The organism is Frigidibacter sp. ROC022, from assembly GCF_024723735.1.
Lineage (GTDB): Bacteria > Pseudomonadota > Alphaproteobacteria > Rhodobacterales > Rhodobacteraceae > SLM-1.
The window spans coordinates 412,176-436,437 of the sequence record NZ_JANQDU010000001.1 but is presented as its reverse complement, the minus strand read 5'-3'; the positions used below and the strand labels follow the sequence as shown (position 1 = coordinate 436,437).

Sequence of the window (24,262 nt, the reverse complement as noted above, 5' to 3'; positions counted from 1 at the left end):
ATACGCCGGTTAACAGCGAATCCGATATAGGAACGTCGCTTTCTTAGATGTGACAAAACCCAAAATGGTCGGCGCCATTGCCAAGGAGCAAGGGGCGCCGGGGTAGTAGATGTGAAAAATTTTTTTGTTCTGTCTTACGCTGCTTTGCAGTAGCTGATGTCATTTATTCTTACCTTTCCAAACCACGATCTCCACCGGTAACTAATTGCTATCACGTCCCTTTTTGGGGGTGCTTGAAGCCAACAACCAAGGAGAGTTCGAACATGCAGCACGAATTGAACCGTGGCGAAGTCATCGACTTCGTCGAAGCAAGAAACCGTCACCATCTGAACCGGAAGAAGTTGGAGATCGACGTTGAACGCTACCAGAGCTACCTTGATAACTGTGACATTTCCGACGAGCAGAAGGCGGAGTTTCTGAAGGCGCTCTGGACGGTGATTGTTGCCTTTGTCGACATTGGCTACGGAGTTCATCCCGTGCAGAAAGTTGGCGGCGCGGAGATCATTAACCTCCCTACGCGTCAGTCTCGCAGCAGCAGTGCCTCCCCTAACATCGGAGGGGCTGCAAATGTTTGACAAACAGCAGAAGAAAAGGCGGACCAAGTGCGTCATCTACTGCCGCGTCTCATCGATCAAGCAAACGATGGATGGCGCGGGTCTGTCCAGTCAGGAACGTAGCTGTCGGGACTACGCTCAGCAATGCGGTATGCAGGTCGAGGATGTGTTCACCGATGTGATCTCAGGTGCCAGTTCAAATCGTCCCGGCATGAACATGCTGCTGGATTTCCTGAACCGTGTTGATTCTCGTGATTACATGGTCATCGTCGATGACGTTTCTCGATTTGCACGTGACTTAGGTACACATACAGAGTTGCGGACCAAGATCACGACCGCCGGTGCTGCCATTGACAGCCCCAAGACCAAGTTCGGAGTAGATGCTGAAAGCCGTTTCTTGGAAATGCTCTGGGCATTGTTAGCTTCTCGCGACCGCGAGAAGAATGCGGAGCTGTCCAAGACCCGTACAATTGCTCGGCTCAAGAATGGCTATTGGACCTTCCGCGAGCCGGTTGGGTATCAATATACCAAGGCACCGGGCGGAGGAAGGCTCCTGATTACCAAAGAGCCGGAGGCCTCCATCATTCGGGAAGCGTTGGAGGGATTTGCATCCGGTCGTTTTCAGACGCAGGCAGAGGTGAAGCGCTTCTTGGACAGCAAGCCGGAGTTTCCTCGGCATCGAGGCTCGAAGGAAATCAAGTTCGACCGGGTGACCGGCTTACTGACCAGACTGGTGTATGCAGGATATCTGGAGAAACCGGAATGGGGGGTTCCGCTGACGAAAGCTCAACATGAGCCGTTAATCTCCTACGAGACTTATCTGATCAATCAGGACCGCTTGAACGGAAAAAAGGTTGCGCCTGCTCGGAAGGACATCGACCGTGAATTCGTTCTGCGCGGCTTTCTGACGTGCCATGAATGCGGATACAGCCTGACTTCCTGCTGGTCGAAGAGCGGGACAGGTAAGCGGTATCCCTACTACCTCTGCCATCACAAGGGCTGTAGCCAGCGAGGCAAGTCGATTGCGCGAGACAAGTTGGAGACCGAGTTCGAACACACGCTGAAGCGACTCACCCCCACAGCCGAAACGTTCGAACTTGCTGGTCGCATGTTTCGAGACGCATGGGACCGCCGTCGTTCGAATTCCAAAGAGGAAGCTTCACGGCACAGAACCCGACTGCGGCAGATCGATAGCGAAGTCAGCTCGCTCATCAACCGTGCTGCTCGAACTCAACACGACGATACCGCTCGCGCCTACGAATCAAGGATTGCGGAATTGCGCGCCGAAGCAGCCACTCTCGAGGAAGAGTTGGCCAATATTGACCTTCCGAAGGGAAACTTCGACAAAATGTTCGAACTCTCCATGGAATTCTTGGCAAGTCCTTGGAAAATTTGGGAAACGGGTTCCTACGAACTGAAGAGAACGGTGCTACGACTGGCTTTCGCCGCGCCTCTGGTCGTATCACGCGAAACGGGACTTCGAACTGCAGAAACCACCTTACCGTTCAAGGCGTTACGGTTTCTATCAACGTCAGGAAGTCAAATGGTGCGGTCGAAAAGACTCGAACTTTCACTCCGGTTAAGGAACAGCGACCTCAACGCTGCGCGTCTACCAATTCCGCCACGACCGCACTGTCCCGGCATCGGGTGCGCGGCTTATTAGCCGCGCACTGCGCCGTTGTGAAGGGGGAATCTGCGGGCCACGCCAAGGCGGGCCCGCAAAATCTCAGTTGGTCGAACTGCCGCGCCGTCCGTTGCTGCGCGTGGCGTCGTCGGCGGGGGCCGGAGCCACCGGAGTCAGCACCGGCAGTTTCGGGCCGGAACTGGCCGCCGGAACCGGCGCCGGGGCCGGCCGCTGACCGAAGACGACGGCGCGGATCAGATCGGTCCGCTCGGGCTGGCCCGGTGCGAAGACCGGCGGCTGTCCCGCGTCCAGCGCGTCGAGCCCGATCTGGAACCATTCCTTGGCCAGCGCCGGATTGGCGACGGTCCCGAAGCCGCGCATCAGGTGGTGGCCCAGAAGCTCGGCATAGGGGCCTTCGCCCAATGCGGTCAGGATCAGCGCCGACCCGGTCGCCACCGCCATGTCATCGGTACGATAACCGACCGACAGGCAGATCCGCGCGGTCCCGGCCAGCTGCGCCGGTGCCATCCCGGTGCCGCGGATCACCGTCCCGGCCTCGGCCAGCACATCCGCCGGCGCCTTCAGCCCGAGCGCCGCCACCGGCCCGGCCATCACCGGCCCGAAAGCCTTGCACTGTTCGGCCACCGCCGTCGGCGAAACGCCCTGGATCTGCGCCACGAGATCCTCACCCGAGGTGATCGCATAGGTCCGCGCCAGGCAGAACTGCTCGTTCAGGGCCTGGTCCGGATCGCTCATGCTGGCCAGCGTGGCATAGCCGCCATTGGTCCCGGTCAGCAGCGAGACCTGGTTGCAATGCGAGGCGAGCGAGGCTTCGACCGCGCCGCCCTGGCTGAAGAAGTCCGGCAACGCGGTGCCGCCCGACATCCCGGCCTCCTGCGCGCCGCCCTGCACCGGTGCGATCGGCGTCGGGGCAATCGGCGCGGGCGCCGCGGCGACCGGCGGGGCAGAGGCAACCACCGCCCCCTGGGCTGCGTCTCCGGGCGTCACCGGCGCGGCACCGGCCAGGGTTCCGTCCATCCGGGCGCCGGCACCACCGTTCACCAGTTCGTCGCGCCACGAGATCAGCAGACCGCTGGCGCCCTGCGGGTCCTGCGCGATCATCGCCAGCGTATTGGCGCCGCCCAGCTGTGCACGCTCATAGGACGACAGCAGGAAATCATGTTCGAATTCGGTCAGCTGCCCGGTCACCGGATAGCCCAATGCCAGCTGGAAGCTCGATATCGCGCGACGCGAGTTCTTTCCCATGACACCGTCCGGCGTCCCCGCGTTGTAGCCGAAATAGTTCAGCGCGGTCTGAACCTTGCGGTTGTCGGCCCGCTGCCCGGTGCTGACCGAGGGGGCACGTTTCACGACTTTCTTCTTCTTTCCGGCCTCGTTGGCGATCGCGCCGCCGATGATCCCGCCGATGATCCCGCCCACGATCGCATCGCCGCCGCGCGCCATCGCCGGGGCCACCGGGGCGGTCGTCATCGCCGCCGTGATCAATGCCATTGTAAAATGCTTGGGTGTCATATTCAGAGTCTCCAGAACCAATATGGCGGGCAGTTTACGCCGGGAGAGGCTTTCTTGGGAACATAAAATTGCGTCCGGATCCGCCCGCCGACTTGCGCCCTGCCCCGGCAAGGGCCAGATAGCCCGCATGACCGCCGCCCAGTCCCAGACCGACTCCCCCTCTGCCGTGCCCCCGGAGAACGCCCCGCCGGCCCCGCTGGAGTGGCGGATCAGCCCCGGCCTGACCGACTATGAGGAAGCGGTCGAGCTCATGGAAAACCGTGCCGCGGCGATCGCCGCCGGCCAGGCCGGAGAGCTTGTCTGGCTGGTCGAGCATCCGCCGCTCTACACCGCCGGTGCCAGCGCCCGGCCGACCGACCTGACCCAGCCCGACCGCTTTCCGGTGTATAAGTCGCGGCGCGGCGGGCAATATACCTATCACGGGCCGGGCCAGCGCGTGGCCTATGCAATGCTCGACCTCAACCGACGTGGTCGCGACGTGCGGGCCTTCGTCAACCGGATGGAAACCTGGGTGATCGCCACCCTGGCCGAATTCGGCGTGGTCGGCGAGCGCCGCGCCGGCCGGGTCGGGGTCTGGGTCCAGCGCCCGGAACGCCCGCCCCTGCCCGACGGCAGCCCGGCCGAGGACAAGATCGCCGCCATCGGCATCCGGCTGAAGAAATGGGTCTCGCTGCACGGGCTGTCGATCAATGTCGAACCCGATCTGGAGCATTTCTCCGGCATCGTGCCCTGCGGCATCCGGGATTACGGCGTCACCAGCCTTGTCGATCTGGGCCTGCCCGTCACCATGGACGACCTGGACCTGGCGCTGCGGGCCAGCTTCGATCAGGTCTTCGGCCCGACTCCCCGAAGTGGCGGTGCCGCAGGCTTGCACGAACCGTGAGCGGCGGCGCCTTGGCCCCGCCGGACTTCGCCGCTATATCAGCGCAATGTTCGCAGATTTGCTCCGTCGCCTGACCGCGCCCGCCCCCTCGCCGCTGGCCCCTCCCGATGCCCGCCTGGCGCTGACCGCGCTGCTGGTGCGGGTCGCCCGCGCCGACAACAACTATACCGCGGCCGAGCGCGAGCGCATCGACCGGGTGATGATCGCCCGCGAGGGATTTGGCGAGGCCGAGGCGGCCGCGCTTCGGGCCGAGGCCGAGGTGCTCGAGGCCGAAGCCCCCGACACGGTGCGCTTCACCCGCGCGATCAAGGACGCGGTGCCACTGATCGACCGGGTCCGGGTGCTGGAGGCGCTCTGGGACGTCGCGCTGGCCGATGGCAACCGCGACCACCAGGAAGACATGGCGCTGCGGCTGGTCGCCAACCTGCTGGGCGTGTCGGATGTCGATTCCGGCCTGGCCCGGCAACGCGTCGAAGCCCGCCGCCGATGACCACCCCGCCCCGGAGCACGACGCCGCGACCGATTGCCGCGCTGCCGATGTATGACTGGCCCGACCTGACCGCGGCCCATGACAGTCTCTGGACCCTGATCCGCGACGGGCTGTCCGCCGAAGGCATCGCCGCGCCGCAGACGCTCGACCGCGGGATCGGGCTCTGGGAGGCCTGGGACAGCCCCGACCTGCTGCTGGGCCAGACCTGCGGCATGCCCTACCGGACCCGGCTGCACGGCAGGATAACCCTGGTCGGAACGCTGGACTACGGGATCGAGGGAGCGCCTCCGGGCTTCTATCGCTCGGTCCTGGTGACCCGCCGCGGCGACAGCACCGACTTTGCCGGCTACCGCGATCGCAGCCTCGCCTTCAACGGTCAGGACAGCCAGTCGGGCTGGGCGGCGCCGCAGAACCATGCCGCGGAGCATGGCTTTCGCTTCACTCATACGCTGCACACCGGTGCGCATCGGGCCTCGGCCCGCGCGGTGGCCGAAGGGCGGGCGGACATCGCCGCCATCGACGCCGTGACCTGGCGCATCCTGGCCCGGGCGCTGCCCGAGGTGGTCGGCGCGCTTCAGGTGATCGGCAGCACCGCGCCCACGCCGGGCCTGCCGCTGATCACCGCGCAGGGCCGCGATCCGGCACCGCTGGCCGCCGCCACGGCAGCGGCAGTCGAACGTCTGGCCCCCGAACATCGGCAGCAACTTGGTCTCTGCGGTTTCGCCATGGTGCCGGCCAGCGCCTATCTCGCCGTGCCTACACCGGCGCCACCGACCCAGGATACCCCGGCCAACTGCTGACATTTCAGGCAGATGCAATCGCAATCGGCAGCTTCGCCGTTGCAAAATGCTGCTTTTTCCGCCCTACTCTGCGTCGAGGGTACCAGCTTTGGGGCAATTGTGACGGAACCGGCACCGGTCATCGAGATCAGAAACCTGCACAAGAGTTTCGGGCCTCTCGAAGTTCTGAAGGGCGTCGACATGGTCGCGCCGAAAGGTCATGTCGTGTCGCTGATCGGTTCGTCCGGATCGGGGAAATCCACGCTGCTGCGCTGCGCCAACCTGCTGGAAGACAGCGAACAGGGCGAGATCATCTTTGAAGGCGAGCCGATCCGCTGGCGCGGCCAGGGCCATGGCCGCCACCCGGCCGACCGGGCGCAGGTGACGCGAATCCGGACCAATCTGTCGATGGTGTTCCAGCAGTTCAATCTGTGGTCACACATGAGCATCCTGCAAAACGTCATGGAAGCGCCGGTGACCGTGCTGGGCCGCGACAAGGACGAGGTCGAGACCGCGGCGCGCGGCTATCTGGCCAAGGTCGGGATCGCCGACAAGGCCGATGCCTGGCCGGCGCAGCTTTCGGGCGGCCAGCAACAGCGCGCCGCGATTGCCCGCGCCCTGTGCATGGAGCCGCGCGCACTGCTGTTCGACGAACCGACCTCGGCGCTGGACCCGGAACTGGAACAGGAGGTCGTCCGGGTCATCAAGGCCCTGGCCGATGAGGGCCGGACCATGCTGCTGGTCACCCATGACATGAAACTGGCCGCCGATTGCTCGGACCACGTGGTGTTCCTGCACCAGGGCCGGATCGAGGAAGAAGGCCCGCCCGAAACGCTCTTCGGGGCCCCGAAGACCGACCGCCTGCGGCAGTTCCTGCAGGCCACGACCGCATGATCACAGGGATGCACGACGCTGCGCAACCTCTTGCGCTGCCGATGGAATACGAGAAAGCTGCTTTCACCGCCGGGCCAATCCCGGCACGACTGGGCGACGAGCGCCCACAAGACCACTCAGGGAGACGACCCATGAAGACCTTCCTTCTTGCGACCGCCGCACTTTCACTCTCTACCGGTTTCGCGCTGGCCGACACCATTCGCCTGGCCACCGAAGGCGCCTATCCTCCATACAATTTCATCAACGATTCCGGCGAAGTGGATGGCTTCGAACGCGAATTGGGCGACAAGATCTGCGAGATCGAGGAACTGACCTGCGAATGGGTCACCAATGACTGGGATTCGATCATCCCGAACCTGGTCTCCGGCAACTACGACGCGATCATCGCCGGCATGTCGATCACCGACGAACGCGACAAGGTCATCGACTTCACCCAGGCCTATATCCCGCCCGCTCCCTCGGCCTATGTGGCCCTGTCGGCGGATGTCGATCTGAAGAACGGGGTCATCGCCGCGCAGACCGCGACGATCCAGGCGGGCTACGTGGCCGAGACCGGCGCGACGCTGCTCGAATTCGCCACCCCGGACGAGACCCTCGCCGCGGTGCGCAACGGCGAGGCCGACGCGGTCCTGGCGGACAAGGACTATCTGGCCCCCTTCGTGAAGGAATCCGACGGCGCGCTGGTCTTTGCCGGCGAGGACATCGCCCTGGGCGGCGGCATCGGACTGGGCCTGCGCGAGAGCGATACCGAACTGAAGGCCACCTTCAACGACGCCATCGACAAGATGAAGGCCGACGGCTCGCTGAACACCATGATCAAGAAATGGTTCGGCGACGACGCGGTGACCTGGTAACAACGGGTTCGGCCCCCGGTCCGTCCGGGGGCGCTCCACCCCCATGCTCCTCCTACAGCCCCATCCCACCATGTCCCGATCAGCCGACAAGCCCCGGCGGTGCCGCGCATGAGCACGACCTGCGCCGACCCCAAGACGCTTGAAGGGCTGGTCTGGCTCGGCTGCTACCTGACCAACGGCAAGCATCTGCTGTTCTACCGCTCGATCGGCACCGTGCTGCTGTTGCTGGCCATCGCGGCGCCGGTATCGCTGGCGATGGGCTTTGGCGGCGCCATGGCCGCCCGGGCCCGGTTCTGGCCCGCCAGGATCCTCGGCCGCGCCTATATCGCCATGGTCCGCGGCGTGCCCGACATCGTCTTCTTCCTGTTCTTCGTCATCGCGCTGGATCAGGCGCTGGAATTCGTCCGGCACAAGATCAAGTGCCCCGACTGGACCGACCCGGTGTTTCGCGGCTCGGATTTCGTGGTCTGTCCCGAGGCCAAGCTGCCGCTGTCCTCCTCGCCGCAGATATGGCACGAGATCTACGGCTTCTCGCTGGCGGTCTTCACCTTCGGCATCGTCTTCGGCGCCTTCGCCGCCAATGTGCTGTACGGTGCCATGCGGGCGGTGCCCCAGGCCCAGATCGAGACCGCCGAGGCCTACGGCATGACGCACAGGCAAAGCTTCTGGCGCATCCTGGTACCACAGATGTGGCTCTACGCCCTGCCCGGCCTGTCGAACCTCTGGATGATCCTGGTCAAGGCGACGCCGCTGCTGTTCCTGCTGGGGGTCGAGGACATCGTCTACTGGGCCCGCGAACTGGGCGGCGCCAAGACCCAGGCCTTCGACTATCCGCATCCCGACTGGCGGGTCTGGTATTTCCTTGCCCTGCTGGTCTTCTACCTGCTGATGACCTACGTCTCGCAAAAGGTGCTGGGCCGCCTGACCGCCCGGCTGACCCGGGGCCAGGCGACGTTGGGCGGCGAAGCCATGCGCAAGGGAGCGGCGGCATGACCTGCGCCGAGACATTCGCGGCCTATGCGTTGCGCTCGATCGGGATCGGCGAAAGGCTGCTGCCGCGCGAAGGCTTCGACATCTGCCAGCAGGTGGTGCTGATCGGCTCGGGGCTGATCTGGAACATCTATTTCGGCGTGCTGGCACTCGGCTTCGGCTTCTTCGCCGCGACCGGCCTGGCAGTGGCCAAGAACGCCCGCAGCCGCTGGATCAGGCAGCCGGCCGAGCTGTTCATCTTCGTCTTCCGCGGCTCGCCGCTGTTCATCCAGTTCTTCCTTGCCTATGAGGCCCTGGTCCTGCTGCCCCGCGCCGGGATCGAGGTCTTCGGCCTGACCATCGAGACCTCCTGGACCACCAAGGCCCAGGCCGGCGCGCTCTTCGTGCTGTTTCTCAACACGTCGGCCTATGCCGCCGAGATTTTCTATGGCGCGTTGCTGGCCGTGCCCAAGGGCGATCTCGAAGCCGCCGACGCCTACGGGCTGAGAGGCTGGAAACGGTTCCGAAGGGTGGTCTGGCCGACCATGCTGCGGCTGGCCTGGCCCTCCTATACCAACGAGGCGATCTTTCTGTTCCACGCCACGACGCTGGTCTTCTTCTCGGGCTTCCCGGCCTGGCGGCAGAAGGGCGACGCGCTGTATTATGCCAACTACTTCGCGGACAAGACCTTCAACCCGTTCATCCCCTATCCGATCGTGGCCGGCTATTTCATCCTGCTCACCCTGGCCCTGATCGGTCTCTTCGGGCTGGCAAACCGCCGCCTGAACCGCCATATCCCTTCTGACCGGCGACAGCGCATCCGCTATCGCCCCCAGGTGATCCGATGAGCTGGCTCGATGACCATCCCGAAGTGCGCAACATCCGCTGCGGTGCTGCCGATCTGAACGGCGTGGCGCGGGGCAAGCGCGTGCCGGTGAAATTCGCCCGCAAGCTGGAGGAGGAAGGCACCCGTTTCCCGCTCTCGGTGCTCAATCTCGACATCTGGGGCGAGGATGTCGAAGACAGCCCGCTGGTCTTCGAGGTCGGCGACCCGGACGGCGTCCTGAAGGCCACCGAACGCGGCTATGTGCCGATGCCCTGGCTCGATTCGCCCTCGGCCCTGCTGCCCTTGTGGATGTTCCACGAAGACGGCCAGCCCTTCGAGGGCGACCCCCGGCACGCGCTGCGCGCCGTGGTGGAGCGGTTCGCCGCCCTGGGCCTGACCCCGGTGGTGGCGACCGAGCTGGAATTCTACCTGGTCGACGATTCGGGCAAGGAGCTGAAACAGGCGGCATCGCCCCGGTCGGGCAAGCGCCGCCCGGGCGCCGAAATCCTGTCGCTGCGGGCACTGGACGCCTTCGACGGTTTCTTCAACGACCTCTATGACGCCTGCGACGAGATGGGCATCCCCGCCGAGGCCGCGATTTCCGAGGTCGGGCTGGGCCAGTTCGAGATCAACCTCGAACATCAGGCCGACGCGCTGAAGGCCGCCGACGATGCCTGGCTGTTCAAGCTGCTGGTCCGTGGCTTGGCCCGCAAGCACGGCTTTGCCGCCTCGTTCATGGCCAAGCCCTACGAGGATTACGCGGGCAACGGGCTGCACACCCATTTCTCGATGCAGGACAAGGACGGCAACAACGCCTTTGCCAACGGCACCTTCGAAGGCACGCCGCTGCTGCATTACGCCATCGCCGGCTGCCTGCGCGGAATTCCCGACCTGACGCTGATCTTCGCCCCGCACGGCAATTCCTACGAACGGCTGGTCCCCGAAAGCCATGCCCCCACCGGCATCTGCTGGGCCTATGACAACCGCACCGCAAGCGTCCGTGTCCCCGGCGGCAGCCTTTCGGCGCGGCGGGTCGAACACCGGGTCGCCGGCGGTGACGTGAACCCCTACCTGTTCATCGCCGCAGTGCTCGGCTCGGCCCTGACCGGTATCGAGGACAGGCTGGAACCACCGCCGCCGATCTCGGGCAATGCCTACGAGATCGACCTGCCGCAGATTCCCGACACCTGGGACGCGGCGATCGACGCCTTCGAGGCCTCTCCCCTGGTGCGCCGCATCTTCCCCGAGGCGCTGATCCAGAACCTGGTGATGACCAAGCGCCAGGAATCGCATTATTTCGACGAGCTGACCCCCGCCGAACAGATCGACCTCTATCTCGATACCGTCTGATCCCCCCGGCGCGCCGCTTCACCTTCCAAATATCCCCGCCGGAGGCTCCCGCCGTCCGGGTGCCGCGCAACCGGAGCCTCTTGTAGCGCCGCCCCGGGCAGCATAGCCTTTGCCGACCCAAGGCTGCGGAGCTTTCATGAAGATCGGTATTCTGCAATGCGGCCACTTCATGCCCGAGGTGGCCGAACGTCATGGCGATTATACCGCCCTCTACAGCCGCCTGCTGGCGGGCCAGGGATTCGACTTCCAGACATGGAGCGTCGTGGACATGGAGTTTCCCCTTGATGTCCATGCCGCCGACGGCTGGCTGCTGAGCGGCTCGAAGCACGGCGCCTACGAGGACCTGCCCTTCATCAAGCCGCTCGAAGATTTCATCCGCCGCGCCTACAAGGCCCGGGTGCCGATGGTCGGCATCTGCTTCGGCCATCAGATCATGGCCCAGGCATTGGGCGGCAAGGTCGCGAAATTCGAGGGCGGCTGGGCCATCGGCCGGCAAAGCTACGATTTCGACGGGCTGGGGACCGTGGCGCTGAACGCCTGGCACCAGGATCAGATCATCGAACCGCCACCCGGCGCCAGGGTGATCGCCCGGAACGATTTCTGTGCCTATCCGGCGCTGGCCTATGAGGGGCCGGCGCTCTCGGTGCAGCCGCATCCCGAATTCGACAACCCGACGCTGGCGGATCTGGTCCGGTTCCGCCGGGGCGCGCCGGGCTATTCCGAAGAGATCATGGACCGGGCCGAGGCCGGCACCGCCCAGCCGGTCGACAACGAGGCCCTGGCCAGGATGATCGGCGATTTCTTCAGGAATTCGCAAGGGGCGGATCATGGCTGACTGGATCGACAGGCTTCCCGACGCTGCGCAACGCTATCTCGAGGGCCGCCGCCTGGACGAGGTCGAATGCATCGTGGCCGACCTGTCGGGCATCGCCCGGGGCAAGGCCATGCCGGCCAGCAAATTCGCCCGGCAGACCCATTTCTACCTGCCCAATTCGATCTTCCTGCAGACCATCACCGGCGACTGGGCCGACGATGCCGAGTCCGGCTATACCGAGCCGGACATGGTGCTGACCCCCGATTTCTCCACCGCCAGCGCCGCGCCCTGGACCGCCGACATCACGCTGCAGGTGATCCACGACATCCACGATCAGGCCGGGGTGCCGGTACCGATCGCACCGCGCAACGTGCTGAAGCGGGTGGTGGCGCTCTACAACGAGATCGGGCTTGACCCGATCGTGGCGCCCGAGATGGAATTCTTCCTCGTCGCCCGCAACATCGACCCGAACCAGCCGATCGTGCCGCCGATGGGCCGCTCGGGCCGCCGGGCCGCGGCGCGGCAGGCCTACAGCATGTCGGCGGTGGACGAATATGGCCCGGTGATCGACGATATCTACGATTTCGCCGAGGCCCAGGGCTTCGAGATCGACGGCATCCTGCAGGAAGGCGGCGCCGGGCAGATCGAGATGAACCTGCGCCATGGCGACCCGGTGCTGCTGGCGGACGAGATATTCTATTTCAAGCGGCTGATCCGCGAGGCGGCGCTGCGCCACGACTGCTTTGCCACCTTCATGGCCAAGCCGATCCAGGACGAACCGGGCAGCGCCATGCATATCCACCATTCGGTGGTGGACCGCGCCACCGGCGCCAATATCTTCTCGAATCCCGACGGCACGGAAACCGAGCGGTTCGGCCATTTCATCGGCGGGATGCAGAACCACCTGCCCTCGGCCATCGCGGTGCTCGCACCCTATGTGAACTCCTACCGCCGCTACGTCCGCGATTTCGCCGCCCCGATCAATCTGGAATGGGGCCGCGACAACCGCACCACCGGGCTGCGGGTACCGATCTCGGGACCGGACTCGCGACGGGTCGAGAACCGGCTGCCGGGCATGGACGTGAACCCCTATCTCGGGCTGGCGGCCTCGCTGGCCTGCGGCCTGCTCGGTCTGCGCGAGGCGCAGCCGCCGAAGGCCGAATTCAAGGGCGATGCCTATGCCTCGGGCGAGGAAATCCCGCGCTCGCTGTTCGACGCGCTGGACCTGTTCCGGACCGACGAGGCCCTGCAGGAGGTTCTGGGCCGCGATTTCGCCCGCACCTATATCGCGGTGAAGGAGAACGAGAACAAAGAATTCCTTCAGGTCATCAGCCCATGGGAGCGTGAACATCTGCTCCTGAACGTATGAGCCTGCTGTTCGGCAATGATCGCCGGGGCCAGTATCCCGACAGCTGGTATGCGGCAACCGCCAGGCCGCTGCCCGTCGCAGAGCCCCTGCGCGGCCATCTGACCTGCGATGTCTGCATTGTCGGCGGCGGCTATACCGGCCTCTCGACGGCGCTGCATCTGGCCCGGCAGGGCGCCTCGGTGCTGCTGCTCGAAGCGCATCGGGTCGGCTTCGGCGCCTCGGGCCGCAATGGCGGCCAGCTCGGATCGGGGCAGCGGCTCGACCAGGGCACGCTCGAGCGGATGGTCGGGCCCGAGGCCGCGCGGCGGCTCTGGGATCTGTCGCAGGATGCCAAGGAACTGGTCGGTGAACTGATCGTCCGGCACCGGATCGACGCGGCCCTGAAGCCCGGCATTGCCCATGCCTGCCGCACCCGCGCCGCGCTCGACCATGAATGGGCCGAGGCCGAGCGGCTGCACAGGCTCTATGGCTACGACAAGCTGGAAGGCTTCGACGGTCCCGGAATCGCCGCGCTGACCGGCTCCGAACGCTTTGTCGGCGGCACGCTGGACCACGGCGCCGGGCATCTGCACCCGCTGCGCTTCGCGCTCGGCCTGGCGCGGGCCGCCCTGAAGGCAGGCGTGCGGATTCACGAGAACACCCTGGTGACCGGGGTCGAGGAAGGCACGCAACCGCTGGTCCGGACCGAGGCCGGGAAGGTCCGCGCCAAGGCAGTGGTGCTTGCGGGCAACGGCTATCTCGGCGGGCTGGATGGCCGGGTCGCGGCGCGGGTCATGCCGATCAACAATTTCATCGTTGCAACCGAACCGCTGGACGATTTCCCCGAGATCCTGCCTTCGGACGTGGCGGTGGCGGATTCGAACTTCGTGGTGAACTACTGGCGCCGGTCCGAGGACAACCGGCTGCTGTTCGGCGGCGGCGAAAGCTATGGCTACCGCTTCCCCCGCGACATCGCGGCGCTGGTGCGCCGCCCGATGCTGACCATCTACCCGCAGCTCGCCGACGCCCGGATCGACTGCGCCTGGGGCGGCACCCTGGCCATCACCATGCGCCGGATGCCCTATTTCGCCCAGCCCCGGCCCGGCATCTGGGCCGCTGGCGGATATTCCGGGCACGGGGTCGGCATGGCCGTGCTGGCGGGCCGCATTCTCTCCGAGGCGATCGGCGGCAAGACCGGCGATTTCGACCTCATGGCCAGCGTGAAGCAACCGGCCTTTCCCGGCGGCGTGGCGCTGCGCATGCCGCTGCTTGCCCTGGCGATGACCTGGTACTCGCTGCGCGACCGGCTCGGTCTCTGACCGAAGCATCCCGACCACCGACAGGTTCCCCTGCCCGAACCGCCGGCCTCCCGGCGCGCTGACGCGCGGCAAACCGCCGCCGAGGTGATTTGTCATGAAAGTTCGGTAGACGCACAGAGACCGACTATGTAAATTAATCCTTAAGAGCAGTTTTCAAAAAGGTGAAACAATGGCCCATTCTGCAGATACGATGCCGAATGTCTACGATGCCGAGCCGATCCCGGCCGAGGCCATGGCCGAGATCGAGCGCCTGCTCGGCTCCGGCGACCTGTTTCGCTACACGGCCCCTTCCGACGCGCCGGTGGCGCTGCTGGAACGGGAATTCGCCGACCTGCTCGGCGCGAAATACGCATTGGCGGTCTCGTCCTGTTCCTCGGCGCTGTTCCTGTCGCTGAAGGCGCTCGACATGCCGCGCGGCGCCCGGGTGCTGATCCCCGCCTTCACCTTTGCCGCGGTGCCCTCGGCCATCGTCCACGCCGATTGCGTGCCGGTGCTGGTCGAAGTGGCCGAGAACTACCGCATCGACATCGAGGACTTCGCCGCCAAGCTGCCGGGGGCCGACGCGGTCATCATCAGCCACATGCGCGGCCATACCTCGGACATGGACGCGATCCTCGACCTGGCCGAGGCTGCCGGGATTCCCGTGGTCGAGGACGCCGCGCATTCGCTGGGCACCACCTGGAACGGGCGCAACATCGGCACCCTGGGCAAGATCGGCTGCTTCTCGTTCCAGAGCTACAAGATGGTCAACGCCGGCGAAGGCGGCATCCTGGTCACCGAAGATGCCGATCTGGCGGCCCGCGCGATCATCATGTCGGGTGCCTACGAACACAACTGGCGCAAGCACCAGGCGCTGGCCGGCGCCTGCGAACGCTGGCAGAACAAGCTGCCGTTGTTCAACATGCGGATGCAGAACCTCTCGGCAGCGGTGATCCGGCCGCAATTGCCGGAACTGGCCCGTCGGGTCCGCGACGGCCGCCGCAATCACGATCTGGTCGCGGCACGTCTGAACAACTGCCAGTGGCTGCGGGTGCCCGACGCCCTGCCGCCCGAAGTTCGCGCCCCGGATTCGCTGCAATTCTCGCTGCAGGGCTTCACCGATGACGAGGCCCGGGCGCTCGAGGGCGAGGCCAAGGCCCGCGGCGTCGGGGTTCAGGTCTTCGGCCTCAACCGCGACAATGCACGGGCGTTCTGGAACTGGCAGTTCCTCGGCCAGCCGCCGGAACTGCCGCGCACCCGCGACATGTTGATGCGGGCCTGCGACACCCGGCTTCCGGCCCGGCTGACCCCGGAGGAATGCAGCCGGATCGCCGAAGCGATCATCGATGCGGCCGAGGCGGTCAAGGCCCCCGCGCAGGCGCTGGCCGGCTGACCCCGCCCCCCCCGGAACGCCTGCCCCAAGGCATCCGCGCAATCCCGATTGCCGCCGACTTGGCGCAGGCGTAGCCTGTAGTCAAAGGAGATCCGCCCCATGAGAGACGCCGCACCGAACAGCTGGGAAGCCCGCGCCGATCGCAACAGCTTCTATGGATTCACCGACCTGCCGACGATCCACGAACGTGGCGCCGTGATCGTCACCCATGGCAAGGGCCCCTACATCTTCGACACCTACGGCCGCCAGTATCTCGACGCCAACTCCGGCCTCTGGAACATGGTCGCCGGCTTCGACCACCCCGGCCTGATCGAGACCGCGCAGAAGCAGTATTCCACCCTGCCGGGCTATCACGCCTTCTTCGGGCGGATGTCCGACCAGACGGTGATGCTGTCCGAGAAACTCTCCGAGGTGTCGCCCTTCGAACGGGCCAAGGTGTTCTACACCAACTCCGGCTCGGAAGCGAACGACACCATGGTCAAGATGCTGTGGTTCCTGCACGCCGCCGAAGGCAAGCCGCAGAAGCGCAAGATCCTGACCCGGCTGAACGCCTATCACGGCGTCACCGCGGTTTCTGCCTCGATGACCGGCAAGCCCTACAACTCGGTCTTCGGCCTGCCGCTGCCCGGCTTCCTGCACCTCTCCTGCCCGCATTACTGGCGCAACGGCAATCCGGGCGAGACCGAGGCCCAGTTCACCGCCCGCATGGCGGCCGAACTGGAAGCCACGATCATCAAGGAAGGCGCAGACACGATCGCCGGCTTCTTTGCCGAGCCGGTGATGGGCGCCGGCGGGGTCATCGTGCCTTCGGAAGGCTATTTCCAGGCCATCGTGCCGATCCTGCGGAAATACGACATCCCGATGATCTCGGACGAGGTCATCACCGGCTTTGGCCGCACCGGCAACACCTGGGGCTGCGAGACCTTCGACTTCATGCCCGACGCGATCATCAGTTCCAAGAACCTCACCGCCGGCTTCTTCCCGATGGGCGCCGTGATCCTGGGGCCGGAACTGGCGGACCGGATGGATGCCGCCGCCGAAGCGATCGAGGAGTTTCCGCACGGCTTCACCGCCTCGGGCCACCCGGTCGGCTGTGCCATCGCGCTGAAGGCGATCGACGTGGTGATGAACGAGGGCCTGGCCGAAAACGTCCGCCGCCTGACGCCGCGGTTCGAGGCCGGAATGGCCCGGCTGGCCGAGCACAGGAACATCGGAGAATGGCGCGGCAAGGGCCTTATGGGCGCGCTTGAGGCGGTCAGGGACAAGGACACGAAGACGCCCTTCGACGGGTCGCTCTCGGTATCCGAGCGGATCGCCAATTCCTGCACCGATCACGGGTTGATCTGCCGCCCGCTGGGCCAGGCGGTGGTGCTCTGCCCGCCGTTCATCATGACCGACGACCAGATGGACGAGATGTTCGACAAGCTCGGCAACGCACTTGAAGAGGTCTTCGCCGAGGTTGGCTAGCCGGGCGGCTCCCGGGGCCCCGCACTTGATGCGGGTGCCCGGGGCTCAACGATTGCGCGCCGTTCCCCCGCTGGCAAACCAGAGGACGGCCCGAGGGCCAAATGCGCAGCCCCGCGCAGGATTCGCCAAAGGGTTGTCCGGGGCCGAACTCAACCGCCCCGGGTCGATCCGGGCCGGACAGTTCAGCCCAGCTTCGACAGCTTCTTCTGCAGTTCGGCCAGCTGCCGCTTGATCTCGTCCAGGTCGTCCTTGTCGCCGGCCTCGTCCTCGGCGCCGCCCTCGGGGGCTTTCCAGCCGCCGGCCAGGGTGCCGCCGGTCATCGCCTTCAGAAAGGCCGCCTGCTGGGCCTGCATCGCCTCCCAGCCGGGAATCTTCGCCATCGGGCCGGACGAGATGTTCTCGATCATCTTGGCCTGACCCTGGCGCAGCATGTCGAAGCTCTGCGCCAGAAACTGCGGCACCACCGATTGCACTTCGGTCGTGTAGCTGCGGACCAGATCGGTCAGCACGTTCAGCGGCAGGACATTCTCGCCCCGGCTCTCGTGCTCGGCGATGATTTGCAGCAGATATTGCCGGGTCAGGTCATCGCCCGATTTCAGATCGACGATCTGCACTTCGCGCCCGGAGCGAATGAATTGTGCAATGTCTTCCAGCGTCACATAGTCGGACGTTTCGGTATTATACAGCCTGCGGCTGGCGTAGCGCTTTATCAGAAGCGGTTGTGAAGCTGTTTCGGCCACGGATCTTCCCTCCCCGTGATGCAGTGCAGCAAAGCGTAGTCGGTTAGGAAATAAAAGGAAAGCCTGCGTGTCCGGACAACCTCCGGGCGAGACCGGCGGCATCCGCTGCATCCGCAAACAAAATGAGGCGAGTTCCGTATGGAACCCGCCCCGGCAATGACTCCGACAGGGAGGAGAGGTCGGTAGCCACGGCAATCGTTACTGCACAATCGTCCGGCCGCAGCCGGGCGGGTAATTCACTTGGCGGCGGCGGCCGCTTTCTTGGCGGTCGCGGTCACTTCGGCGGCGGCTTTCTTCACCGCGGCCGAGGCGTCGTCCGACGCGGTCTTGCCGGCAGCCATCAGAAGCTCGACCGTTTCGGCCTGAACTTTCTTGGCGATCTCGGCGAAGGCGGCCATATGCTCGGCAGCCATTTCGGCCTGGGTCGAGGCAAAGTCGGTCAGCGACTTGCCATAGTCGGCCACGTCTTCCTTGACCTTGGTCACGTCGCCAAGCTTGGCCAGGGTGTCCTTGGTCCATTTGGCCGAGACTTCGGCGGACTTGTCGGCGGCTTCCAGAGCCACTTTCGACAGTTTCTCGCCGTAGCCGGCCGAGGTCTTGAACATGTTCTGGAAGGCCGACATGTCCATCGGGAAAGCGTTCATCGCGTCTTTGAACATCGTGTTGTAGTCGGTGGTCTTAGCCATTTTTGTCTCCAAGCAGGCGGATACTCCGCCCATCACTCCTAAGGTTCGGCGGGACCGCCCCGCCCGTTCGCTGCGTTGCAATGAATATGCTTGCTGCATCGCAGCATTTCAAGTGTTTTTCTGCGCCGCAGCAGAGAATCTGAGAAGGTGCTGAATTCCGGGACTTTTCCCGCCATGGGAGAGCAGCCCCTACGTCAGGCTGGCGAATTGTCGCCGGTCTCCGGAGCCGATTCACGCGACTCGGCAAGGGTCTTTGCCTCGGCATCCAGCAGAACCTGCACAACCTTGATGGGCATCAGCAGATCGCTATGGGCACCGCGAATCTGGCCTTCCAGATTGCCCCGGGTCGAGAACAGACCGCCCAGCCGGAACAGGTCGCGCCGGTTCCGGATCGCGATGTGGGTGGTGCGCCCGTCGGAACTGGCCGAGTAGAGATTCAGGTCGTGGCCCAACACCGCCTCGACCCCGAGGATCGCCGCAAGAAGCGCCTCGAACCCCGGTTCGTCCACCACCCGGGTCCGGCGGCTCCAGACCCCGTAGCTGTCGTGCCGGCCCGGGATCGCGCGGACGAAGCTCAGGCCATCGACTTCGATATTGCCCTTGAAGAGGAACCAGCCGCGGGTTTCCTTTTCGGCCGCGATCAGAAAGGGCGGCATCGGGACCCGATGCGCATAGCGCGCCACAATGCCCCTGAACTGAACGGTCGAATGCTTGCCGCCGGTCTCGATCCTGACCTCGCCAAAGGCGATCGGTCGCCCCGCCACCTCGCCGTCAACAAGGTCTTCGCATCTGCGAGCCCGACCGCGCGGCAGCATCCGCTGCGGCACGCTCTCGACGAAGTATCTCGCATTCTGTTCGTAGGACAGCCCGGCCGAGCGCGCCAGGATCGGCAACACCAGTGCCTCGTGCCGGCGCCGGGTCCATCCCGCGGCGAGGTAGACCAGAAGTCCACAGGTAAAGGCGATAACGGCGTAGACCTGGAGCAGGTTGGCATCAATTCCGCTGAGCATGCCGCGAATGCCGGCCACCAGGATTAAGCCAAACGTGATCAGACCCGCGACGACGCCCCAGCCGATCAGGGTGACGCTGCGCATCCGCGGCAGCAGTTCTGCCAGCGCCGTATTGATCTCATCGCCCGGATCGGCCTGCGAGGCGGAAGCGGCGGCGTGGTCTTGCATGGCAGGCCCCTGCGTTGACACGCATAGCCTGCCAGAAGTTGACGCTGCGGCATAGCCCTTTGCAGGACGCCGCTGCTCAGCTTATTTCTTGCCCGGCTTCGCGGCCTTGTCCATCGCGGCAGCGGCCTCAGCCTTGGCGGTTTCGGCGGCAGACATCATCAGTTCGACGGTGTCGGTCTGCACTTCCTTGGCGATCTCGGCAAAGGCCGCGACCTGCGATTGCATCAGGTCGGCCTGGGCCTTGGCAAAGGCCTGCATCGCGGCACCATAGCCTTGCGGTTCGGCCTGGACCTTGGAGACTTCGCCCAGCTTGGACAGCGTCTCACGGGCATAGGTCGCCGACAGTTCCGCCGATTTCTCGGCCGCGCCAAGCGCCACCTTGGCGAATTTCTCGGCGATCTCGGCATTGGCCTTCAGCATGTCGGGCATCTTGGCCGGGCCGGCCTGAAAGGCGGCGGCGGCATCTTGCATGATCTTCATGAAGTCGGGCGGATTGGTCATCTGGGATACTCCTGTCGGCCGGACCTTCTGACCCGACACACTGTTCAGTTACACGTTCTGGATTCAGCCATACGTTCTGATCTCCAGATAATGCTGCGCTGCAGCATTACAAGACGGGGTGCCGCGATGCGGCATCACGCCTCACCCTTGCCGCCGGAGCCCGGCGCGGATTTCGGCACCGCCACCACATAGGTTCCCGGCGCATCGGCCAGCGCCTTGTACTTGCCCTTGGCCTTCCCCTTGCCCGGCACCCGGGGCTTGACCATCGGGCCGGACCGCTCGGCCAGCCACTTGCCCCATTTCGGCCACCACGAGCCCGGCGTATGGGTGCTGTCCTCACGCCAGGCGTCCGGATCGAGATCCAGATCGCCGCCGCTCCAATGGCTGTACTTGTTCTTGGACGGCGGGTTGACGATCCCGGCGATATGGCCGGATTCGCTCAGCACGAAGGTCTTGTCCTCGGACCCCATCTGGACCACGCCGTTGAAGCTGGCCCGCCAGGCGGCGATGTGGTCGGTCTCGCAGGCCACCGCAAACAGCGGCACTTTGACGTCGCGCAGCCGCACCTTGCGGCCCATCAGAAGATAACCGCCCTGGCTGAACTGGTCGGCCTGGCAGAGTCCGCGCAGATATTCCACCGCCATCCGGCCCGGCAGGTTGGTGGAATCGCCGTTCCAGTAGAGCAGATCGAAGGCCGGCGGCGCCTGTCCCATCATGTAGCTTCGGATCGCCGGCTGATAGATCAGGTCGTTCGAGCGCAGGAAGGAGAACGTCCGGCTCATGTAGAAGCTGTCCAGGATGCCGTTCGCCTCGCATTCCCGCTCGATCCCGTCGACGAAATCGTCGTCGAGAAACACCCCGACCTCGCCCTGATCGGAAAAATCGGTCAGCGTGGTGAAGAAGGTCGCCGAGGCCACCGGCATCTTCTCCTTCTTCTCTGCTTCCAGCCAGGCCAGCGTCATCGCCAGCGTGGTTCCGGCGATGCAGTAGCCGACCACGTTGACCTTCGGCACGCCGCAGATCTCCGACGCCACCCGGATCGCTTCCAGCATCCCTTCCGAGGCGTAATCATCGACCCCGACATCGCGATAGCTGGCATCCGGGTTGACCCAGGACACCACGAACAGGGTGAAGCCCTGTTCGGTGATCCACTTGATCAGCGAATTCTGCTCCTTGAGATCGAGGATGTAGAACTTGTTGATCCAGGGCGGGAAGATCACCAGCGGGATCTTGTGCACCTCCTCGGTCGCCGGCGCATACTGGATCAGCTCCATCATGCGGTTGCGGAACACCACCTTGCCGGGCGTCGTCGCCAGGTTGCCGCCGACTTCGAAAGCCTCCTTGTCGGCCAGCGTCACCACCACGTCGCCGGCATTGGCCTCGACATCGCGAACCAGATTCTCCAGCCCGTCCACCAGGCTCTGCCCGTCGGTCTCCACCGCCTTGGCCAGCGCCTCGGGGTTGGTGCCCAGGAAATTCGTCGGGCTCATCATGTCGATCAGCTGCCGCGAGAAATAGCTCAATTTCTTGCGCTCGCGGTCGTCGAGCCCCTGCAGGGCCTGCACCGTCTGCGCCATCGCCTCGGAGCTCATCAGATATTGCTGCTTGAGGAAATTGAACCAGGGATTCTTCTGCCAGGCCTCGTTGGCAAAGCGCTTGTCGGGGCCGGTCGGGTCCTCGGGCGCATGGCCTTCGGCCAGGGCCTTCTGCGCCTCGGCATAATGCTTGACGGAGCGGCTCCAGAAATTGACCTGCTGCTCGATCATCTTGGACGGGTCGGACATCATCTGCGCGACCCAGGCGGCGGCGGCCTTCTGATACAGATCCTGCCCCGGCGCCTGAAGGGCTGGGTCGATTTGCCGCTTGTGCGCCATCGCGGCAACAAGACGCTGCGTCAGCGCCTCTACTTTCGCCAAATTGGCGTTCAGGACCGCAAGACTTTTTTCTGCACCTGCATCATCCGTTGCCATTGTGCATCTTCCGTCCTACCTTCTACGCTACAGTTTAGCATATCGTCTCCGGCTGCGGGGGGAAAGGTGACGATATGACATAGCCGGTCGCGGACCGGCCCAGGACACAGGGTAACCCCGATGCACTACATGGCCTTTTACGACATCATGGAATCGACCCGGAACACGAACCAGTGGCTGGGCGCGTCCGCACAGGCCCTCGGGTCCTATCCATGGGCCCAGGTCGTCCCCAACCCGGCGATGCAGATGCTGGCCGCCTGGGGCGAGGTGACCGAGCGGACTTTCGCCCGGATGGTCGCCAAGCCGGACTGGGGCATCACCTCGATCACGCATGAGGACGGCCGCGACCATGTTGTTTCGGTCGAGACCCTGGTCAGGAAACCCTTCGGAGACCTGATCCACTTCCGGGTCCACGGCCGCAAGGAACGCAACCGCCGCGTGCTGCTGGTGGCGCCGATGTCGGGGCACTACGCGACCCTGCTGCGCTCGACCGTGCAGTCGCTGTTGCCGGACTGCGAGGTCTATATCACCGACTGGCACAATGCGCGCGAGATCCCGGTCTCGGCCGGCAAGTTCGACATCGACGACTACACCCAGTATCTCATTGATTTCATGCGGCATCTTGGCCACCGAACCCAGGTCATGGCGATCTGTCAGCCGGCCCCGCTGGCGCTGGCCGCCGCCGCATGGCTGGCGGAACATGACCCCAAGGCACAGCCGCGCAGCCTGATCCTGGTCGGCGGCCCGGTCGATCCCGATGCCGCCGCCACCGAAGTCACCGATTTCGGCCGCAGGGTCACCATGGGCCAGCTGGAAGCCTCGATGGTCCAGCGGGTCGGCTTCAACTATCCCGGCGTCGGGCGAAAGGTCTATCCCGGCCTGCTGCAACTCGCCTCGTTCATCTCGATGAATGCCGAGCGGCACGGCCAGGCCTTTCAGGACCAGATCATGCGCGTCGCACGCGGAGAGGCCGGCGACCATGACAAGCACAACAAGTTCTACGACGAATATCTGGCGGTCATGGACATGACGGCCGAGTTCTATCTCTCCACCGTTGAACGGGTGTTCAAATCCCGCGAGATCGCCCGCAACGCCTTCACCATGAACGGCTCCCGGATCGACATCGGCAAGATCAAGGACATCGCGGTGATGATCGTCGAGGGCGAAAAGGACGACATTTCGGCGCCGGGTCAGTGTCTCGCCGCGCTCGACCTGCTCACCGGCCTGCCCGATTCGAAGAAAGAATCGCATGTCGAGCCGGGCGCCGGGCACTACGGGATCTTCGCCGGCAAGAGCTGGCGCGACAACATCCGGCCGCTGGTGCTGGACTTCATCGACGCCCATTCCCCGCCGACCCGGGCGGCATCCCGCCCCTCCGGCAAGCCGCAGATCAAGGCGGTGAGCTGACCGGCTCGGGCAGCAGGAACCGCCGCAGTGCCGCATTGACCAGGTCCGGCGCCTCCAGGGTCACCAGATGTCCGGCCCCGGCAGCGATCTCCAGCCGGCTGTCGGCCATCAACCCCGACATCAATTCCATCCGCCGGGCCCGGTACAGCGGGTCCGCGCCCCCCGCGATCAGCAACGCCGGGAGTTTCGTCTGCCGCAGGGTTCGTTGCTGGTCGGGGCGCCGTTGCAATGCCCGTGTCTGGGTCGCAAAGGCCTCGGGCCCGGCGGCCAGCGCCATGTCGCGCAGCAGCCCGGCCAGATCGTCACAATCGCCACGCCCCGCGTAATCGACAATCGCCGCGTCACGCTCCAGCACCGCCTCGTATTTTCCGGCCCGCGCCTGAACCACCGCATTCTCCCGCGCGACCGAAACCGCCGCCGGATCGGGCAGCGCATCGGTGGCGATCAGCACCAGCCGGGTGATCCGCTCGGGTGCCCGGCGCAGGGCCTCCATCGCCACCATGCCGCCGCTGCCGTGCCCGAGAAGGGCAAAGCGCGGCGGCGCTTCGGCCAGCATGGCTTCGGCCATCGCCTCGATGGTGCCCGGATTGACCCGGCGCGGCAGCAGCATCGGCAGCGCGTCGCCCAGCCCGATCATCTGCGGAAGGAATATCCGTGCATCCATCAGCGGCCCGGCAATAAGGACCAGCGGCTCCGGCATGTCT

22 protein-coding genes, 1 tRNA gene and 1 pseudogene are annotated in these 24,262 nt (G+C 64.9%); 16 read left to right on the top strand and 8 right to left on the bottom strand.

Annotated features, from left to right (window positions below):
- Nucleotides 1–263: 263 nt before the first annotated feature.
- The gene (locus NUW50_RS02060) at nucleotides 264–575 is read left to right on the top strand and encodes a hypothetical protein (protein ID WP_258287393.1); all 312 of its coding nucleotides are present in this window, start codon (nucleotides 264–266) and stop codon (nucleotides 573–575) included.
- Nucleotides 568–1,605: pseudogene (locus NUW50_RS21490) on the top strand (recombinase family protein); the annotation flags it as partial. The gene NUW50_RS02060 and the pseudogene NUW50_RS21490, both read left to right, overlap by 8 nt.
- Before the next feature lie 493 nt (nucleotides 1,606–2,098).
- Here the strand turns inward: NUW50_RS21490 and NUW50_RS02055 are convergent.
- Together NUW50_RS02055 and NUW50_RS02050 are read right to left on the bottom strand one after the other, a co-directional pair.
- Nucleotides 2,099–2,185: transfer RNA gene (locus tag NUW50_RS02055), tRNA-Leu, on the bottom strand.
- Nucleotides 2,186–2,280: 95 nt separating this feature from the next.
- Nucleotides 2,281–3,690: a peptidoglycan-binding domain-containing protein gene (locus NUW50_RS02050; RefSeq protein ID WP_258287392.1), complete on the bottom strand. Its 1,410-nt coding sequence runs from the start codon at nucleotides 3,688–3,690 to the stop codon at nucleotides 2,281–2,283.
- Between the two features lie 217 nt (nucleotides 3,691–3,907).
- On the opposite strand from NUW50_RS02050, the gene lipB reads away from it, so the two are divergent.
- From lipB to NUW50_RS01985, 13 genes are all read left to right on the top strand, one after another.
- On the top strand, nucleotides 3,908–4,594 hold the full coding sequence (lipB, locus tag NUW50_RS02045; RefSeq protein ID WP_258288288.1) for a lipoyl(octanoyl) transferase LipB: 687 nt from the start codon (nucleotides 3,908–3,910) through the stop codon (nucleotides 4,592–4,594).
- Between the two features lie 46 nt (nucleotides 4,595–4,640).
- Nucleotides 4,641–5,084, top strand: a complete 444-nt coding sequence (locus NUW50_RS02040) for a tellurite resistance TerB family protein (RefSeq protein ID WP_258287391.1) — start codon at nucleotides 4,641–4,643, stop codon at nucleotides 5,082–5,084.
- Entirely contained in the window at nucleotides 5,081–5,884 is an 804-nt protein-coding gene (locus NUW50_RS02035; protein ID WP_258287390.1) for a phosphate/phosphite/phosphonate ABC transporter substrate-binding protein, read from the top strand. The genes NUW50_RS02040 and NUW50_RS02035 overlap by 4 nt, the downstream gene beginning before the upstream one ends.
- A gap of 99 nt (nucleotides 5,885–5,983) precedes the next feature.
- Nucleotides 5,984–6,757 carry an ABC transporter ATP-binding protein gene (locus NUW50_RS02030; RefSeq protein ID WP_338001340.1) on the top strand — a complete coding sequence of 258 codons (774 nt, stop codon included), beginning with the start codon at nucleotides 5,984–5,986 and terminating at the stop codon, nucleotides 6,755–6,757.
- Nucleotides 6,758–6,888: 131 nt separating this feature from the next.
- Entirely contained in the window at nucleotides 6,889–7,611 is a 723-nt protein-coding gene (locus tag NUW50_RS02025; RefSeq protein ID WP_258287389.1) for a transporter substrate-binding domain-containing protein, read from the top strand.
- Nucleotides 7,612–7,719: 108 nt separating this feature from the next.
- Nucleotides 7,720–8,604 (top strand): ABC transporter permease, encoded by an 885-nt coding sequence (locus NUW50_RS02020; protein ID WP_258287388.1) that lies wholly within the window; start codon nucleotides 7,720–7,722, stop codon nucleotides 8,602–8,604.
- A complete protein-coding gene (locus NUW50_RS02015; RefSeq protein ID WP_258287387.1) occupies nucleotides 8,601–9,428 on the top strand; it encodes an ABC transporter permease in 828 nt (275 codons plus the stop codon). The genes NUW50_RS02020 and NUW50_RS02015 overlap by 4 nt, the downstream gene beginning before the upstream one ends.
- The gene (locus NUW50_RS02010) at nucleotides 9,425–10,756 is read left to right on the top strand and encodes a glutamine synthetase family protein (protein ID WP_258287386.1); all 1,332 of its coding nucleotides are present in this window, start codon (nucleotides 9,425–9,427) and stop codon (nucleotides 10,754–10,756) included. Before NUW50_RS02015 ends, NUW50_RS02010 begins: the two co-directional genes overlap by 4 nt.
- Nucleotides 10,757–10,892: 136 nt before the next feature.
- Entirely contained in the window at nucleotides 10,893–11,591 is a 699-nt protein-coding gene (locus NUW50_RS02005; protein WP_258287385.1) for a type 1 glutamine amidotransferase, read from the top strand.
- Nucleotides 11,584–12,939 carry a glutamine synthetase family protein gene (locus NUW50_RS02000; RefSeq protein ID WP_258287384.1) on the top strand — a complete coding sequence of 452 codons (1,356 nt, stop codon included), beginning with the start codon at nucleotides 11,584–11,586 and terminating at the stop codon, nucleotides 12,937–12,939. Before NUW50_RS02005 ends, NUW50_RS02000 begins: the two co-directional genes overlap by 8 nt.
- Nucleotides 12,936–14,237, top strand: a complete 1,302-nt coding sequence (locus tag NUW50_RS01995; RefSeq protein ID WP_258287383.1) for an NAD(P)/FAD-dependent oxidoreductase — start codon at nucleotides 12,936–12,938, stop codon at nucleotides 14,235–14,237. The genes NUW50_RS02000 and NUW50_RS01995 overlap by 4 nt, the downstream gene beginning before the upstream one ends.
- A 169-nt stretch (nucleotides 14,238–14,406) precedes the next feature.
- The gene (locus tag NUW50_RS01990; protein ID WP_258287382.1) at nucleotides 14,407–15,609 is read left to right on the top strand and encodes a DegT/DnrJ/EryC1/StrS family aminotransferase; all 1,203 of its coding nucleotides are present in this window, start codon (nucleotides 14,407–14,409) and stop codon (nucleotides 15,607–15,609) included.
- A 99-nt stretch (nucleotides 15,610–15,708) separates the two neighbouring features.
- Nucleotides 15,709–17,076, top strand: coding sequence for an aminotransferase (locus tag NUW50_RS01985; protein ID WP_258287381.1), 1,368 nt, complete (start codon nucleotides 15,709–15,711; stop codon nucleotides 17,074–17,076).
- A 182-nt stretch (nucleotides 17,077–17,258) separates the two neighbouring features.
- On the opposite strand, the gene phaR is transcribed toward NUW50_RS01985, so the two are convergent.
- The 5 genes from phaR to NUW50_RS01960 all read right to left on the bottom strand — a co-directional run bounded on the left by phaR (nucleotide 17,259) and on the right by NUW50_RS01960 (nucleotide 22,151).
- Nucleotides 17,259–17,816 (bottom strand): polyhydroxyalkanoate synthesis repressor PhaR, encoded by a 558-nt coding sequence (gene phaR / locus NUW50_RS01980; RefSeq protein ID WP_258287380.1) that lies wholly within the window; start codon nucleotides 17,814–17,816, stop codon nucleotides 17,259–17,261.
- 236 nt (nucleotides 17,817–18,052) lie between these two features.
- Nucleotides 18,053–18,502 carry a phasin family protein gene (locus NUW50_RS01975; RefSeq protein WP_258287379.1) on the bottom strand — a complete coding sequence of 150 codons (450 nt, stop codon included), beginning with the start codon at nucleotides 18,500–18,502 and terminating at the stop codon, nucleotides 18,053–18,055.
- Nucleotides 18,503–18,696: 194 nt separating this feature from the next.
- On the bottom strand, nucleotides 18,697–19,680 hold the full coding sequence (locus tag NUW50_RS01970; RefSeq protein ID WP_258287377.1) for a hypothetical protein: 984 nt from the start codon (nucleotides 19,678–19,680) through the stop codon (nucleotides 18,697–18,699).
- 81 nt (nucleotides 19,681–19,761) lie between these two features.
- Nucleotides 19,762–20,181 (bottom strand): Phasin, encoded by a 420-nt coding sequence (locus NUW50_RS01965; protein WP_258287375.1) that lies wholly within the window; start codon nucleotides 20,179–20,181, stop codon nucleotides 19,762–19,764.
- Nucleotides 20,182–20,315: 134 nt separating this feature from the next.
- Nucleotides 20,316–22,151, bottom strand: a complete 1,836-nt coding sequence (locus NUW50_RS01960) for a PHA/PHB synthase family protein (RefSeq protein WP_258287373.1) — start codon at nucleotides 22,149–22,151, stop codon at nucleotides 20,316–20,318.
- 120 nt (nucleotides 22,152–22,271) lie between these two features.
- Here NUW50_RS01960 and phaZ point away from each other — a divergent pair, with 120 nt between their 5' ends.
- Entirely contained in the window at nucleotides 22,272–23,558 is a 1,287-nt protein-coding gene (gene phaZ, locus NUW50_RS01955) for a polyhydroxyalkanoate depolymerase (protein ID WP_258287372.1), read from the top strand.
- On the opposite strand, the gene NUW50_RS01950 is transcribed toward phaZ, so the two are convergent.
- Nucleotides 23,542–24,258, bottom strand: a complete 717-nt coding sequence (locus NUW50_RS01950; protein ID WP_258287371.1) for an alpha/beta fold hydrolase — start codon at nucleotides 24,256–24,258, stop codon at nucleotides 23,542–23,544. The two genes, phaZ and NUW50_RS01950, sit on opposite strands and share 17 nt — an antisense overlap.
- Between the last annotated feature and the right edge of the window lie 4 nt (nucleotides 24,259–24,262).

Coding starts and splice junctions, on each gene's coding strand:
- phaZ (WP_258287372.1), top strand. CDS start 22,272: ATGCACTACATGGCCTTTTACGACATCATGGAATCGACCCGGAACACG.
- NUW50_RS02025 (WP_258287389.1), top strand. CDS start 6,889: ATGAAGACCTTCCTTCTTGCGACCGCCGCACTTTCACTCTCTACCGGT.
- NUW50_RS01960 (WP_258287373.1), bottom strand. CDS start 22,151: ATGGCAACGGATGATGCAGGTGCAGAAAAAAGTCTTGCGGTCCTGAAC.
- NUW50_RS02000 (WP_258287384.1), top strand. CDS start 11,584: ATGGCTGACTGGATCGACAGGCTTCCCGACGCTGCGCAACGCTATCTC.
- NUW50_RS02005 (WP_258287385.1), top strand. CDS start 10,893: ATGAAGATCGGTATTCTGCAATGCGGCCACTTCATGCCCGAGGTGGCC.
- NUW50_RS02010 (WP_258287386.1), top strand. CDS start 9,425: ATGAGCTGGCTCGATGACCATCCCGAAGTGCGCAACATCCGCTGCGGT.
- NUW50_RS01995 (WP_258287383.1), top strand. CDS start 12,936: ATGAGCCTGCTGTTCGGCAATGATCGCCGGGGCCAGTATCCCGACAGC.
- NUW50_RS01950 (WP_258287371.1), bottom strand. CDS start 24,258: ATGCCGGAGCCGCTGGTCCTTATTGCCGGGCCGCTGATGGATGCACGG.
- NUW50_RS02040 (WP_258287391.1), top strand. CDS start 4,641: ATGTTCGCAGATTTGCTCCGTCGCCTGACCGCGCCCGCCCCCTCGCCG.
- NUW50_RS02035 (WP_258287390.1), top strand. CDS start 5,081: ATGACCACCCCGCCCCGGAGCACGACGCCGCGACCGATTGCCGCGCTG.
- NUW50_RS01975 (WP_258287379.1), bottom strand. CDS start 18,502: ATGGCTAAGACCACCGACTACAACACGATGTTCAAAGACGCGATGAAC.
- NUW50_RS02020 (WP_258287388.1), top strand. CDS start 7,720: ATGAGCACGACCTGCGCCGACCCCAAGACGCTTGAAGGGCTGGTCTGG.
- NUW50_RS01985 (WP_258287381.1), top strand. CDS start 15,709: ATGAGAGACGCCGCACCGAACAGCTGGGAAGCCCGCGCCGATCGCAAC.
- NUW50_RS01965 (WP_258287375.1), bottom strand. CDS start 20,181: ATGACCAATCCGCCCGACTTCATGAAGATCATGCAAGATGCCGCCGCC.
- NUW50_RS02050 (WP_258287392.1), bottom strand. CDS start 3,690: ATGGCATTGATCACGGCGGCGATGACGACCGCCCCGGTGGCCCCGGCG.
- NUW50_RS02060 (WP_258287393.1), top strand. CDS start 264: ATGCAGCACGAATTGAACCGTGGCGAAGTCATCGACTTCGTCGAAGCA.
- NUW50_RS01970 (WP_258287377.1), bottom strand. CDS start 19,680: ATGCAAGACCACGCCGCCGCTTCCGCCTCGCAGGCCGATCCGGGCGAT.
- NUW50_RS02015 (WP_258287387.1), top strand. CDS start 8,601: ATGACCTGCGCCGAGACATTCGCGGCCTATGCGTTGCGCTCGATCGGG.
- NUW50_RS01990 (WP_258287382.1), top strand. CDS start 14,407: ATGGCCCATTCTGCAGATACGATGCCGAATGTCTACGATGCCGAGCCG.